The sequence below is a fragment of the Streptomyces sp. AC555_RSS877 genome (assembly GCF_019049245.1).
GTDB lineage: Bacteria > Actinomycetota > Actinomycetes > Streptomycetales > Streptomycetaceae > Streptomyces.
The window spans coordinates 127,840-140,755 of sequence record NZ_JAGMUK010000025.1 but is presented as its reverse complement, the minus strand read 5'-3'; the positions used below and the strand labels follow the sequence as shown (position 1 = coordinate 140,755).

The window sequence follows — 12,916 nt, the reverse complement described above, 5'->3', positions numbered from 1 at the left end:
TCCATGACGACCGTCATCTGCCCCTACTGCTTCGACCGCTCGTCCGCGGCCAAGCTGCCGTACCGCTGTCTGATGAGCCCGAGCGGTGTCCGCGGGGGCATGCCCTGCGGTCCCGAACGCGACGACGTCTGGGCGGGGTTCATGGGCCCCGGCGTGCCCCCGGCGGCCCGGATGCGCGGGCCCGTCTTCACTCCGGCGCGCGGTGTGGCCGCGCTCAGGTCCGGACTGCTCGGCGGCACCGCGGGCAGCAGCGTGCCGTGTCCCGGCTGCGGGGTGAGCACGCCGGTCCGGGTCTGCCGCTCCTGCCACAGCGACCTGCCGAGCGACTACTGCGACCAGGACAGCCGCATCATCGCCCTGGTCGGGCCGAAGGCCTCCGGCAAGAGCACCTACGTCTCGGTCCTGGTCAACGAGTTGAACCAGCGGGTGGGCCAGGCCTACGGGGCCTCCCTGGCGGCCATGGGGCAGAGTACCCAGCAGCGGGACCGGGAGATGGCCGAGGACCTGTACGAGCGGCTTCGGCTGCCCGACGCCACCCGGCCGGCGGCGCTCGGCTTCAACGACCCGCTCCTGTACCGGCTCAGCGTGCCCCGGAGCGGCCGCCTGGGCAACGGCACCCGGCACACCACGCTGGTGTTCTTCGACGCGGCCGGCGAGGACCTCGCGGGTGCCGAGGCCATGGACCGCTACACCCGCTACCTCAGCGCGGCCGACGGCATCGTCCTGCTCGTCGATCCGCTGCAACTCGGCTCCGTGCGCGACCGGCTGCCGGTCCACGACGGACCGCCGCTGCCGATGGTGGAGACGCCGCCGCAGCAGATCGCCGCCGATCTCGCGGCTCAGCTGCGCGCGCACGGCAAGGGCGGGTCGCGGGGCCGGGTGAGCACGCCGATCGCCGTGGCGGTCACCAAGTCGGACATGCTCAAGTCCCTGCTCGACCCGCACTCGCCGCTGCTGCGCAACGCATCGCACCCGCAGGGCACCTTCGACGAAGACGACCGGCTCGCCGTGCACGAGGAGATCCGGTCCCTGCTGACGGACTGGGACTCGGGCGCGCTGGTGCGCCAACTGGAGTTGGACTTCTCCCGGTTGTCGCTGTTCGGTCTGTCGGCGCTCGGTGCGCCGCCGCCCGCGGACGCGCCCGCGGACGTGCCCAAGTCGGGTCCGCAGCCGGTCCGGGTCGAGGATCCGCTGCTGTGGCTGCTGGCCCACCGAGGGCTGCTGCCGGTCCGCGCCGCCGGGAAGGAACGAGTCAAGTGAGCCTCGCCCAGCTGCACTACACCTCGGCCCCGCCCGGTCCCGACGGGTCGGGCTTCCGGTTCACCGCGGTCAGCGCCGGCGTCCCGCAGGGGCTGCTGCGCGAGGCCGAACAGCTGATCGGATACGAGCCTCCACGGGACCTCCCCGCCCGGCCGGACGCCGAACAGCTCAAGAGCTTTCCCAAGGCTCTCACTTTCAGCGAACTCGCCGACGGCGGCAGACTGCTCAGCCGCAGTGTCTACACCGGTGCCGACTACAGCGGGCGCTGGGGCAACTTTCACGCCCACGCCTTTCATCTGCCGGCCGGAGCACGGCTGCCGGACGGGGCGTTGCCCGTCACCGCGTGGGAGTCGCCGCGCTGGGCCGACGCCACTCCCCCGGGCGGCCGGCCCGAGCCCGTCGACCGCATCGAACCGTCCGGGATGTTCCGCACGGAGAGCCTGGTCGCGTTCGCGGTCTCCCGGGCCGACCGGCTCGCCCCGTTCTTCGCCGATCTGCGGGCACTGACCACGGGCCAGGACGCGGGCCAGATCGTGCTCGTGGAGCAGGACAGCGCCGACGTGGCCCAGTGGCTCGCGCTCGCCTGCACGGTGCTGCCGCGCGAGCAGGCCCACGGGCTGACCTTCACCACGTACACGCGCCGCCCGCAGCAGGCTCGCCAGCAGATCGTGGGGGCGCTGCCGTCCTCCGAGTCGGTGGCCCACGACCACCGCTTCCGGGTGCACGACTGCACCGCGCGCCCGCCGTCGCAGCCGGTCACGGACGTGTGGGCCGACCTGTGCGCCCGCATCTGGTGCGCCGGACGGCCCGACCTGTTCCGTGACGCCGGAGACGACCTCGGCGGGCTCGCCGTGGCCGCGCTGGCCGCCGGCATCGCCCTGCGCGGCGACGCCCGCACCACCGCCGCCCGCTGGGCGACCGCCCACGCGGACACGTCGGCCGACGGAAACCTGGCCGCGCTGGTGGCGGGACTGTGCGCGGGCACGGGCGCCGAGCCGGGCACCGTCCGTCCTCGCGATGCCGGGTACGGGCGGGACGACGTACGACATCGGGCGGATGGGCGGGACGACCTGCGGCACCGTGCTGACGGGCCGCACCGTGAAACGGCGGCCGCGCACCGCCCGGGATCCGCGCCGCCGGCCCCCGCCACGCCACCGTTCCCCTCCGCGCCGCCCCGACCCGCCGCGCTGCCGCACCCGGGTGCGGCAGCGCGGGCCCCGCGGTCGGTCGCGGCAGCGGCCTCGACCGTCGACGCCGCTGTCCCCGATCCCGCTGACGACGAACAGAGCGCGCTGGCCGCCTTGTTGGCCCGCATCGAGGGGCAGGTACCGACCACCGTGTCCGCGCCGCTCGCCGCGCGGGTGCTGTCCTCGGCGGTGCTCGGCCGAGGGCCCGTGCCCGCGCTCGGCGGCGGGTCGCTCACCCCGCAGACCAGGACCGCCCTCGCCCGGGACCTGGCGCCGGCACTGCGCTCCGGCATCGCGGACACCGGGGAGCCGGCCGCCGGGCGTCCGCTCGCCCTGCTGCACGTCGCCGATCTGCTCGACGTCGACTGCCAGGACCTGCTCCCGCACCTCGCGGGACGGCTCGCACGGGGGCTGGTCGACGAGGAACGCCCGGACGGCCGCGGAACCGTGGCCGTCCCCGCGCCACCCGCCCTGCTCGACGCCGTGCACGGCCACCCGGCGCTGCGGATCGCCCTGTTCGGCGCCCTCGACGCGCTCGCCGCCGCCGATCCGCCGGCCGTCGCCCGGACGCTGTCCGGATCGGAGCTCCCGGTCGCGCCGGCCCCCCACTCCCCGCATCTGCGGATGTGCGTCACCGCGTCCGGGGCGGACGACGGCCCGGGCAGCGACCGGCTCGCGCGGTTCCATGCCGTCCTGCGGACCGCAGGCGTCTCGCCGCACGCCGACACGACCGTGCTGCGCACCGCGCTCCGCCTGGTGTGGGACGACGAGCTGCCGACCGGCCAGGAGGCGAGCCTGCTGCTGAACCAGTTGGGTTCCGACATCCACCGGTCGGCCGGCACCCGGGATCAGCTGATCGAGGCCGCCCTCGCCGCGCCCGCCGACGACCCCGGCGTCCCGGACCTCGCCACCGACCTGTTGCGCTGCTTCAGCACCGAACTGCGCCCCGGGCAGCGGGCGGCCCTGCTGCTCCTCGAGTTCGCGGGGCTGCTGGGCACCGAGGGCGAGGGCGAACAGTGGGTGGACCGGGTGCTGGCGCTGCGCGACTCGGCGACCGAGCCCGTCCCCGATCCGGTGACCGAGCGGGTCTACCGGGCCCTCGCCCGGCGACTCCTGAGCGGGACGGCTCCCGAGAACGAGGTGTACTCGCTGGCCCGGTCCGCCGAGCCCGCGATGCTCGCGGCCTACGAGCGGGCGGGGCGCTCGGACCGCGTGGGTGACCGGCTGCGGACCGTTCCGGCGTACGTGGCCGCCCGCTTCTGCGACTGGAGCGCGTACCCCGGTACCCATCCGTCGTGGGACGCGACCCGTACCACCCTGCTGACGAAGGTGCTGCGGCCGATCGTGCGGGCACTGCCCGCCGAGGACCACGCCGAGATCGAGACGGCCCTGGGTAAGGCCGGGCGGGGCAAGCTCGACGCGTTCCGCTCCTGGAACCGGCCGGGTGCGCTCGGCCGGCTCGCGGGGCGGCTGTCCGGACGCGGCCGGGGCGGGGAACCGCCCCCCGGCTGGACCGGGGACGTCGAACCGCCGGCCGAGGGCGGCCGCCGATGACCGCCCTGACACCGGTGTTCGCGTTCCTCGGCTGGGTCGCTCTCGTCGCCGCCGCGGTCTGCCTGGGCCATGTGCTGTGGCAGCTCCTGGGGATGGGCGTCCATGCCGTCTGGCGTGCCCTGGGGCCCTGGCAGACCGGCCTCGGCGACCAGCGCGTGCCGCTCGTCGGACCGGCCGAGCCCGCCCACCTGGGCTACTGGTGGCGGCAGATGGGAGTGGACGCCTCGACGGCCGCGGGCTACGGGATGCGGGTCGTCTGGACCGCGTTCTCCGATCCCTGGCTGGAGCGCATCGCACGGAACCTGTTCCACGGCCGGCGCCCCGGCGGCAAGCCCGGCGAGGTGCCGCTCACCCGGTTCCTGATGATCGTGTTCGTGGCACCCGGTACGGTCGTGGGCGCGTTCCTGGGCGCCCTGCTCGCCTCCGTCCTGCTCGGTGCCGCGCTGGCGGTCTTCGCGCTGCTGCTCGCCCTGGTGTGGCTGGGCTGCGCGGCGGCCGTGCCCGTACTGCGGGGCGTGGAGCGCGGCTGGGCGCTGGCCCGGGGCATCCGCGTCAAGTGCCCCTACCCCGGCTGCTACCGGCCCGTCCCGCTGGCCGTGCACCGGTGCCCGAACTGCCCGGCGCAGCACGGCTCGCTGCGGCCCGGGCGGTACGGCGTGCTGTGGCACGTCTGCACCTGCGGGCACCGTCTGCCGACCACCCGGATCGCGGGCCGGGGACGGCTCACCGCGCTGTGCCCGCACTGCGACCGGAACCTGCCCGGGACGGCCGGGACCACCCGTGTGGTGCACGCGCCGCTCGTGGGCGGCACCTCCTCCGGCAAGACGATGCTGATGGCTGCCATGGTGGAGGGACTGCACGCCTGGGCGCGGCGCGGGGACCTCACCGTCGAGTACGCCTCCGACGACGACCGTCGCACGGCCGCCGACCTCAAGCAGGAGCTGAACCGGACCGGTTGGGCGCACGCCACGACCGGCGGACAGCCGCGTGCGCTGATGCTGACCGTGACCCGCGGGCGGCGGCGCCGGCTGCTGTATCTGTACGACCCGATGGGCGAGTCCGTGAGCGAGGCCGAGCGGGTGCGGGCCCAGCAGTACCTCGCGCACGCGGACGGCGTGCTGCTGGTCGCGGACGTCCTGGCCGACCCGAAGGTGCGGGGCCGGCTCGGCCCGGACGACGCGGCACGGGCAGGAGCGGCCCGCCCCTCGGCTCAGGGCCCGTGGGACACGTACCAGAGGCTGACCGGCGAGCTCGCCGCGCTGACCGGGCGCCGTGCGCGGCTGTCCGTGGCCACGGTCGTCACCAAGCGGGACGTCCTCGACCAGTTGGTCTCACTGCCGGTGCCCGGCGCGCGGATCGACACCTGGCTCGAGGAGATCGGCCTCGGCGGTCTGGTGCGGGCCCTCGGTCACGACTTCCGGGCGGCCCGCTACTGGGCCGTCAGTGCCCATGCCGCCACCGGGACCGGCCCGCTGGAGAGCGAGCAGCGCCGGGCCGCCGAACCGCTGCTGTGGCTGCTCGCGGCCTCGGGCCTGCGGACCGGCGCACTGGCCGGACCGGGCGGCGACGGGGGCGGCCGGGAACGCCGGCTGAGGCTGCGCCCCGGCCAGGACCGCGAGAAGAGGTACAGCCCCGCATGACCAAGGTGACACCACCCATCGGACGCGGACGGCGGATGACGGCGGGCCTGTTCGTCGCCTCCCTCGTCCTGGCGGCCGGAGCCGCGGCGTACGCCGTGCGGCTGCTGCTGCCCTGAACCCATCCCTCACCAGGAAAGGACATCGAGTGAGCGACATTCCCGGCGGGCCCATGGCCAACCGGCCGGTCCACTTCATCTGGCTGCTCGACTGCTCGTACTCGATGCAGGGCGAGAAGATCGCCCGGCTCAACTACGCGATCAGGGAGGCCGTTCCGGAGATGCGGTCGGTGGCGCACGACAACCCTGCCGCCCAGCTGCTGCTGCGCACCGTCACCTTCTCCACCACGGCCCGGTGGCACCACCAGACACCGGTCCCGGTCGACGACTTCACCTGGCAGGACGTCGAGGTCGACGGCATGACCAACCTCGGCGAGGCGCTGACCCTGGTCTCGCGGGAGCTGCAGAGCCCGCCGATGCCGGAGCGCGCGCTCAAGCCGGTGCTGGCGCTGGTGTCGGACGGTGTGCCCACCGACGACTGGAAGGCGGGCCTGAAGGCGATAGACGCGACGCCGTGGGGGCGCAAGGCGGTGCGGGTGGCCATCGCGATCGGCACGGACGCCGACCGTGGCGTGCTGCAGGAGTTCCTCGCCAATCCCGAGCTCCAGCCGCTGGACGCCAACAGCCCCAAGCAGCTGGCGGCGGCCATCCGGTGGGCCTCCACAGCGGCGGTGAAGGCGGCCTCGCAGCCCGTGGCGGGCTCGGCGGACACGGCGGCCAAGCAGCCGTACGCCCCGCCGGTCCTGGACGACGACGATGACGACGACGTGTGGTGACGCTCCGGGTACGGCGCTGGGAGACCCTGGGAGACAGCGTCCAGGGGGTCGGCAAGCGGTGCAACCAGGACTGGCACGCCTGCGAGGGCGCCGGTTCCGCGGACGACCCGCTGGTCCTCGCGGTGGCCGACGGGCACGGCTCGGCCGCGCACTCCCGCAGCGAACTCGGCGCCCGGTTCGCCGTGGACCGCTTCGTCGCGCTCGCGGCCGGGTTCGGCCGGGCGGCCCGCGACTGCCATGAACCCGGGCGCCTGGCACGGCTGATGACCTACGCCCGGGACGACTTCCCGCGCGCCCTGGTGCACGACTGGCGCCAGGCGGCGCTGGGCCACTGGGCGCGGCACCGCCCGGTGGCCGACGACAGCGCACGGGAGCCCACGCCGGACGACAAGCTGCTGTTGTACGGCTCGACGCTGATCGGTGCCGTGCTGACGCCGTGGCTGCACGTCGCGTGGCAGCTCGGCGACGGGGATCTCGCGGTGGTCGAGCACGACGGCACCGTGCGCCGGCCGCTGGCGCCCGTGGAGGAGGACCTGGGCGACGAGACGGAGTCGCTGTGCGGCCGGGAGGCCTGGCGGGCCATGCGGATGCACTGGGCGCCGGTGTTCGACGAGGCGCGTACTCCGCGCCTGGTGGTGCTGTCGACGGACGGGCTGTCGAAGAGCTTCGCGGCGGCCGACGGCTACCGGGAGTTCGTGACCGGCCTGGACGGCCGGCTGGCCACGGAGGGCAGCGAGGAGGTACGGACCGCGCTGCCGGGCTGGCTGCGCCAGGCCTCGCGGTACTCGGGGGACGACACGACCCTGGCGGCGGCGCTGCGTCCCGCGGGGATCCTGCCCGCGGAGGCGGAAACCCCGCTGACGGAATCGGAACGGAAGACGGAGACATAGATGAGCGGCATGCTCGACAGCGGGATGCGCCTGACCGCGGAGAACGGCGACGAGGTCGAGGTCGTCGACATGCTGGGCGCGGGCGGCCAGGGTGAGGTGTACCGGGTCAGGACGCCGAGCGGGGAGAAGGCCCTCAAGTGGTACTACCCGACGTGCGCGACACCCGATCAGGAGGCGATCGTCCGGGATCTGGTGCTGCGGGACTTCGACGACGACCGGTTCCTGTGGCCGGAGGCGTACGTGCCGGCGCACCGCGGCTCGTTCGGATACCTGATGGGGCTGCGCCCGGAGCGCTTCAAGGGTCTGCCGGCCCTGTTCAGGCGACAGCTGCGCACCAGCACCGGGGCGTTGCTGACCGCGTGCCTGTACACCGTGGAGGCGTATCAGGCTCTGCACTCGCGCGGGATCGCCTACCGGGACATCTCCTGGGGCAACATCTTCTTCGACCCGGCCACCGGTGACGTCCTGGTGTGCGACAACGACAACGCGGTCGTGGAGGGGGCTGCCAGCGGCATCTCGGGGACGATGGAGTTCATGGCCCCGGAACTGGTGCGCGGCGACCCGGGGGCGCGGCCGGGCACCCAGTCCGATCTGCACTCGCTGGCCGTGCTGCTGTTCATGCTGCTGATGAACCATCACCCGCTGAAGGGCAGGCGGGAGCTGGGCATCCACTGCCTCGACGAGGCGGCGGAGCGCAAGTTGTACGGCAGGAGTCCGCTGTTCGTCTTCGATCCGGCGGACGACTCCAACGCCCCGGACCCGATGGAGCACACCACGGTGCTGGCCACCTGGGGCGCGGCGGCGGGCGCGTTGCAGGACCTGTTCCGGCGTGGCTTCACGGTCGGTCTGCACGACCCGGCGGCCCGGGTGCGGGAGTCCGAGTGGCGCGACGCGCTGCGGGCGGTGCTGGACTCCGTGGTCGAGTGCGCGTCCTGCGGCCGTCAGAACATGACGGAGCCGGGCGAGAACCCGCCGCCGCGCGCCTGCTGGGGGTGCGGCGCGCAGCTGGTGCTGCCGCCCCGGCTGACGGTGACCACGCCTTTGCCGCGCGCCGAGCGGCACATCCGGCTGCGCCGGGCGGCGCGGGTCCAGGCCCACCACCTGCTTCCGGAACCGACCCGGCACGACTGCTCCGACGGCACCCTGGTCGCCGAACTGGTCGAACACCCTGCCAAGCCGGGCAGGTTCGGCATCAGGAACCACTCCAAGGAGCCCTGGACGAGCACTCGTTCGGACGGCACGCCCCAACAGATCGACCCGGGCCAGACGGTCCCGCTGCGCTCGGGCCTCGAACTGGACCTCGGGGGCGGGGTCCGGGCGGTGGTACGGGCGAAGTGACCGCGGGCCGGCCGGCCGGACCGCTCACCGCGCCTCCGGCCGACCGCTCACAGCCCCAGCGCGCGGGCCAGTTCCTGGGCCAGGGCCAGGCTGCCGCTGCCGGCGGCGACACCGATACCGATGGTCTCCAGGGCCGCACGGATACGGCCGCGGTCGGCGACCCGGCCCTCCTGCCCGGCCTGCACGAGTTCACCCTGGATGACCTGCGCCTGGGCGACGAGTGACGGGGACTCGCCGCGCAGCCGCTCGACGAGTTGGTCGGCCACCTTCAGGACGGCTGCCGCGTCGGCCCCGTGGTTGATCTCGATACGGCCGTTGTCGCCGAAGTTGGACGGCCCGCTGATGTTGCCGTGGAAGTTGTACGTGCCCATGTGTGGCTCCTGTTCGTACTCGCTCAGGGCTGCGGCGACCCGCCGTGGCCGTGGCCACCATGTCCCGGACCACCCTGCCCCTGTTGCCCGTTGAGGCTGATCTGTCCGTTGTTTCCGAAGTTGCTCGGGCCCGTGATGTCCCCGGAGATGTTGTAGGTCTGCGTGCTGATGATCTGCTGCGCCTTGTCGAAGGAGCCGGTGTCGACGTTGTGGTCCTGCAGGAAGCGTTCGGTGGCGACGAGCACTCCCTGCTGGAGCCGGAAGAGGAAGTCCTGCGCGTCGATGCGTTCCGCGTATCCCGCCTGGTCCCAGTCGCCGATGTCCTCGCGCAGGCTGCCGTGGGCACCGCAGTCGACGAGGAGGTTCTGCTCCGTGATGTCCCGCCGCAGCCGCGTCAGGTTCCGCTCGGTGTTCCGGCGCTGCCGGTTCCGCTCACGGCGGCGGCCCCACGCGCCCCGCAGCTCCGGCCAGGTGCGCGAGGTGGCGTGCGAGACCAGGCTCCGCCAGCGTTCGAAGGGGGCCGAGGGCAGCCTGTCCACCCGGTAGAAGCGGCCGCTCAGCGGCGGGATCGCGTAGGCGGCGACCTCCCAGGTGAGGCTGGGCGGGTGCAGGATCGCCCGCAGGTACATGGAGACGATCAGCCGGCCGCCTTCACCGACCCGCTCCAGGCACAGGTGCGTCCGCATGCCCGCGCCCGGGCTGAGCAGGCCGGCCTGCACGAACTGCTTGGGGATCTGGGCGCGCGGGCGCGCGGTCCGCTCGGGCAGCAGCTCCGGCAGCAGGTAGGCGTTGCTGCCGAGGACGTAGAGCCGGTTTCTGGCCCGCAGCCCGTCCAGGCCGGAGATGCCCTCCATCTGGCGGGCCACGTAGGTGTGGAGGTCGACGGCGTCGAAGGGGAGCAGCGGGAGCTTTGCGCCGCCGGGCCCGTCGGCGGGCCTGCTGACGTCGATGGGCTGCCAGACCACTTCCTTGATCTTGCTGCCGCTGCCGACGAACGGGGTGGTCCGGGCCGCCGCGTCGGCGTACGGCAGGACGTTGGCCCGTTTGAGGTCGTGCAGCCAGGCCTCCGCGTCCGGTTCGACCGGCGGTACCAGCTTCTCGACCTTGTCGGAATTGCGGAGCACGTTCTGGGCCGCCTCGCGGGCCTGCGCCTCCGTCCGGTGGACCAGCCACCACGAAGCCGCCAGGACGACGACCGGGCCGTAGACCCCCACCAGTGCGACCGAACCGAGGCCGCTGCCCAGCCCCCACAGGGCGGTCAGCAGCGACACCAACAGGGCCACGCCGAGCCAGGCCAGTTGGCCGTCCAGCGCCTCGCGGCGTGCCACGGCTGCGCGCGCGTGCCGGGCGAGCGCCACGAAGTTGATGCCGAGGGTCAGGCCCATGGCGTCCAGCCGGTCCCCGGTGAGGTCGCGGTTCACCCTGCGGGCGAAATCCTCGTCGAGATGGACCGACGCGCACAGGCGTCGTGTCACCCCGTCCTTGCGGTACTGGGGCAACGACGGTAACGCTCTGCCCACCACGGTGACCTGCCCTTCCCCCACGATCTCGCGCGCTTCACCCTAGGGACAACGGGCGTCGCTTGTCCCGGAGTTCGTGCGAGTCGTCCGGCGGAGACCGGTCGTGGCGGTGACGGGAGGGCTCAGCCGCCCGCCGGGCCCAGCGCACGCTGTCGCGGGTCCCGGCCGCTCGCCGCGAGTGCCCGCTCGAACACGGGCGCGTCGTCCGGCACCGTCACGACGTCGGCGAAGCCGTCGTACTGCCGGTAGAGGTCCCCGTGGGTGACGACGACGTCCAGGATCAGCCGGGCCGCGCCCGGCGAGACGTGGAACTCCTGGCCGGTGGCCGTCGCGACGTCCCAGCCGTGCACCGCCGTCTCCTTGATGATCAGCGAGACGAGTTCGGGGGCGGGCATCGTCCCCATGCCCAGGTCCACCTCGCCCTCCCACACCGCGGCGTCCGCCCAGGCGGCGACCGCGCGGTCCAGCTGGGCGGCGTACGCCTGGGCCCAGTGGGGGTCGGCGGTGAAGTCACGGGTGGTCAGTGCCTCGGGGAGCTGTTCGCGCCGGGCGCGGTGTTCCAGGCCGTGGGAGGTGTAGAGGACCCAGTGGTTGACCAGGGCGCGGACGTCCCAGTCCGGGGTGGGGGTCCCCCCGCTCGAGCGAAGCCGAGAGTGGGGGAGGGTGGGGTCGTCGAGCTGTGCCGCCGTCACGCCGCGGGCCACGCGGGCCGCCTCGGCGGCGCACTCCGTCAGGTACGGATACAGGTCGTCCTTGTTCATGTGTCTCACGCTAGGGAGGGCGCGGCGAGGTCTCTTGAACAAACGCGACAGGCGTCCAGTGGCCGGGTTGACCCTGCCCCAGGGGCAAGGCCGAGGGTCCCGGGCATGGACTTCCACCTGAAGCAGACGCCGTACAGCGATCCCGGCGGTCTGGACCTCGATGGCCTGCCCCGCGATCCGGCCGAACTCGCCCATCTGGTGAGGGATTTGATCATCCATCGGGGGGAGAGCGTCCGCCTCGGTCACCCGATTCCCGAGGACCGGCAGCTCGACGACCCCCAGTCGCGGTACGTCTGCGAGATCCTGCGGATCGTGCGTGAGCGCCGGGACGGGCCGCTGACCGTGAAACGGCCGTACGACGAGCGGTTCGCGGGCACCTGCCGGGACTTCTCGCTGCTGCTGTGCGCGCTGCTGCGGGCCACGGGTACGGCGGCCCGGATCCGCTGCGGTTTCGCCGGGTACTTCGTGGAGGGCTACCACGACGACCACTGGGTCACCGAGTACCGTCTCCCGGACGGGAGTTGGCGGCTGATCGACGCGCAGGTGCTGCACCCGGCCCACGAGCTCAGCGTCGACCCGCTGGACGTGCCGAGGGACCGGTTCCTGGTGGCCGGGGACGCGTGGCGGGCGTGCCGGGAGGGCGGGGCCGATCCGAGGACGTTCGGGGTCTGGTTCCACGGCGACCTCGACGGCCTGTGGTACATCCGCACCAACGTGTTGCTGGACCTGGCCGCCGTCAACGGCGTGGAGCTGCTGCCCTGGGACGTGTGGGGCCGGGTGGTCCGCGGCGACGCGGGGCTCACCGAGGACGACCTCGCTCTGGTGGACGCGGTCGCCGCGGCCCGTACGGACGACGACTTCCGACGGCTGTACCGGGATCCGCGGCTCGCGGTGCCGGACGAGGTCATGTCGTACACCGCGCGCTCCGGCTACCGCGATCTGCGGACGGTCAGTCTCCGGAGGGCCGTGTCATCTCCACGAGCTTGACGACGGTGTTCCAGTTGCGGCTGGTGGCGATCAGGCCCCTGCTCAGCCGGGGCTTCGACAGGTGCTCGGCGAGCTTGGAGCGGCCCAGGCCGTTCGGGGCGTACAGGTACAGGGCGCGGTCGCCGAGCCTGAATTCCTCGGGCAGGTAGGCGGCCTTGTCGATCTCCGCGAAGCGTTCCGCGTCGACCGGCGCGGAGAAGTAGGTGACGTGGAGCTGCTTGGCCTCCAGCTCGGCGGCCGGGAACGGGCAGGCGTCGGCGACGGCCTGCAGATAGGCGTGGTCACGCACGATCACGTCCACGGCGAAGCCGAAGCGCTTCTCGATCGCCCCGGCGAGCTCCGCGGCGAGGGAGTCCTGGTCGCCGTGGCCGCTCGCGAACACGGCCTGGCCGCTCTGCAGGTAGGTGCGGACGCCCTCGTGGCCGAGGCCCTCCATCAGGGTGCGCAGGTCGGCCATCGGGACCTTCTTGGCGCCACCCACGTTGATCCCGCGCAGCAGCGCCGCATACGTCGTCGTCATCCGCACACCATAAAGCGGCCGACGTGCCCCGCTCGGGCGCCGGGGCCCTGCCCCGA

Annotated in this window: 11 protein-coding genes; 7 read left to right on the top strand and 4 right to left on the bottom strand. The window is 73.5% G+C overall.

Annotated elements, in window-relative coordinates; genetic code table 11:
- Positions 1–3 precede the first annotated feature (3 nt).
- The 6 genes from KUM49_RS11880 to KUM49_RS11855 all read left to right on the top strand — a co-directional run bounded on the left by KUM49_RS11880 (position 4) and on the right by KUM49_RS11855 (position 8,701).
- On the top strand, positions 4–1,260 hold the full coding sequence (locus KUM49_RS11880) for a hypothetical protein (RefSeq protein WP_217236729.1): 1,257 nt from the start codon (positions 4–6) through the stop codon (positions 1,258–1,260).
- A complete protein-coding gene (locus KUM49_RS11875; protein WP_217236728.1) occupies positions 1,257–4,001 on the top strand; it encodes a GTPase-associated protein 1-related protein in 2,745 nt (914 codons plus the stop codon). Before KUM49_RS11880 ends, KUM49_RS11875 begins: the two co-directional genes overlap by 4 nt.
- Entirely contained in the window at positions 3,998–5,641 is a 1,644-nt protein-coding gene (locus tag KUM49_RS11870; protein ID WP_217236727.1) for a hypothetical protein, read from the top strand. The genes KUM49_RS11875 and KUM49_RS11870 overlap by 4 nt, the downstream gene beginning before the upstream one ends.
- A 169-nt stretch (positions 5,642–5,810) precedes the next feature.
- Positions 5,811–6,473 (top strand): tellurium resistance protein, encoded by a 663-nt coding sequence (locus tag KUM49_RS11865; protein ID WP_217236814.1) that lies wholly within the window; start codon positions 5,811–5,813, stop codon positions 6,471–6,473.
- Complete coding sequence (locus KUM49_RS11860; RefSeq protein WP_217236726.1) at positions 6,467–7,363, top strand: protein phosphatase 2C domain-containing protein; 897 nt, start codon at positions 6,467–6,469, stop codon at positions 7,361–7,363. Before KUM49_RS11865 ends, KUM49_RS11860 begins: the two co-directional genes overlap by 7 nt.
- Positions 7,364–8,701: a protein kinase gene (locus KUM49_RS11855; RefSeq protein WP_217236725.1), complete on the top strand. Its 1,338-nt coding sequence runs from the start codon at positions 7,364–7,366 to the stop codon at positions 8,699–8,701. It abuts the gene before it with no gap.
- A 47-nt stretch (positions 8,702–8,748) separates the two neighbouring features.
- Here the strand turns inward: KUM49_RS11855 and KUM49_RS11850 are convergent, their stop codons facing one another.
- The 3 genes from KUM49_RS11850 to KUM49_RS11840 form a co-directional block, all read right to left on the bottom strand.
- On the bottom strand, positions 8,749–9,072 hold the full coding sequence (locus KUM49_RS11850; RefSeq protein ID WP_217236724.1) for a hypothetical protein: 324 nt from the start codon (positions 9,070–9,072) through the stop codon (positions 8,749–8,751).
- Positions 9,073–9,095: 23 nt separating this feature from the next.
- A complete protein-coding gene (locus KUM49_RS11845; protein ID WP_308406603.1) occupies positions 9,096–10,547 on the bottom strand; it encodes a hypothetical protein in 1,452 nt (483 codons plus the stop codon).
- Positions 10,548–10,714: 167 nt separating this feature from the next.
- Entirely contained in the window at positions 10,715–11,353 is a 639-nt protein-coding gene (locus tag KUM49_RS11840; RefSeq protein ID WP_217236723.1) for a TIGR03086 family metal-binding protein, read from the bottom strand.
- 105 nt (positions 11,354–11,458) lie between these two features.
- Between KUM49_RS11840 and KUM49_RS11835 the strand changes: the two genes are divergently transcribed.
- Positions 11,459–12,340, top strand: coding sequence for a transglutaminase-like domain-containing protein (locus KUM49_RS11835; RefSeq protein ID WP_217236722.1), 882 nt, complete (start codon positions 11,459–11,461; stop codon positions 12,338–12,340).
- Here the strand turns inward: KUM49_RS11835 and KUM49_RS11830 are convergent.
- The gene (locus tag KUM49_RS11830) at positions 12,303–12,860 is read right to left on the bottom strand and encodes a DUF1697 domain-containing protein (RefSeq protein ID WP_217236721.1); all 558 of its coding nucleotides are present in this window, start codon (positions 12,858–12,860) and stop codon (positions 12,303–12,305) included. The two genes, KUM49_RS11835 and KUM49_RS11830, sit on opposite strands and share 38 nt — an antisense overlap.
- Between the last annotated feature and the right edge of the window lie 56 nt (positions 12,861–12,916).

What these genes read in the sequence shown, in the direction of transcription:
- KUM49_RS11880 (WP_217236729.1), top strand. Translation starts at nt 4, where the DNA reads ATGACGACCGTCATCTGCCCCTACTGCTTCGACCGCTCGTCCGCGGCC.
- KUM49_RS11870 (WP_217236727.1), top strand. Translation starts at nt 3,998, where the DNA reads ATGACCGCCCTGACACCGGTGTTCGCGTTCCTCGGCTGGGTCGCTCTC.
- KUM49_RS11865 (WP_217236814.1), top strand. Translation starts at nt 5,811, where the DNA reads ATGGCCAACCGGCCGGTCCACTTCATCTGGCTGCTCGACTGCTCGTAC.
- KUM49_RS11855 (WP_217236725.1), top strand. Translation starts at nt 7,364, where the DNA reads ATGAGCGGCATGCTCGACAGCGGGATGCGCCTGACCGCGGAGAACGGC.
- KUM49_RS11850 (WP_217236724.1), bottom strand. Translation starts at nt 9,072, where the DNA reads ATGGGCACGTACAACTTCCACGGCAACATCAGCGGGCCGTCCAACTTC.
- KUM49_RS11840 (WP_217236723.1), bottom strand. Translation starts at nt 11,353, where the DNA reads ATGAACAAGGACGACCTGTATCCGTACCTGACGGAGTGCGCCGCCGAG.
- KUM49_RS11835 (WP_217236722.1), top strand. Translation starts at nt 11,459, where the DNA reads ATGGACTTCCACCTGAAGCAGACGCCGTACAGCGATCCCGGCGGTCTG.
- KUM49_RS11830 (WP_217236721.1), bottom strand. Translation starts at nt 12,860, where the DNA reads ATGACGACGACGTATGCGGCGCTGCTGCGCGGGATCAACGTGGGTGGC.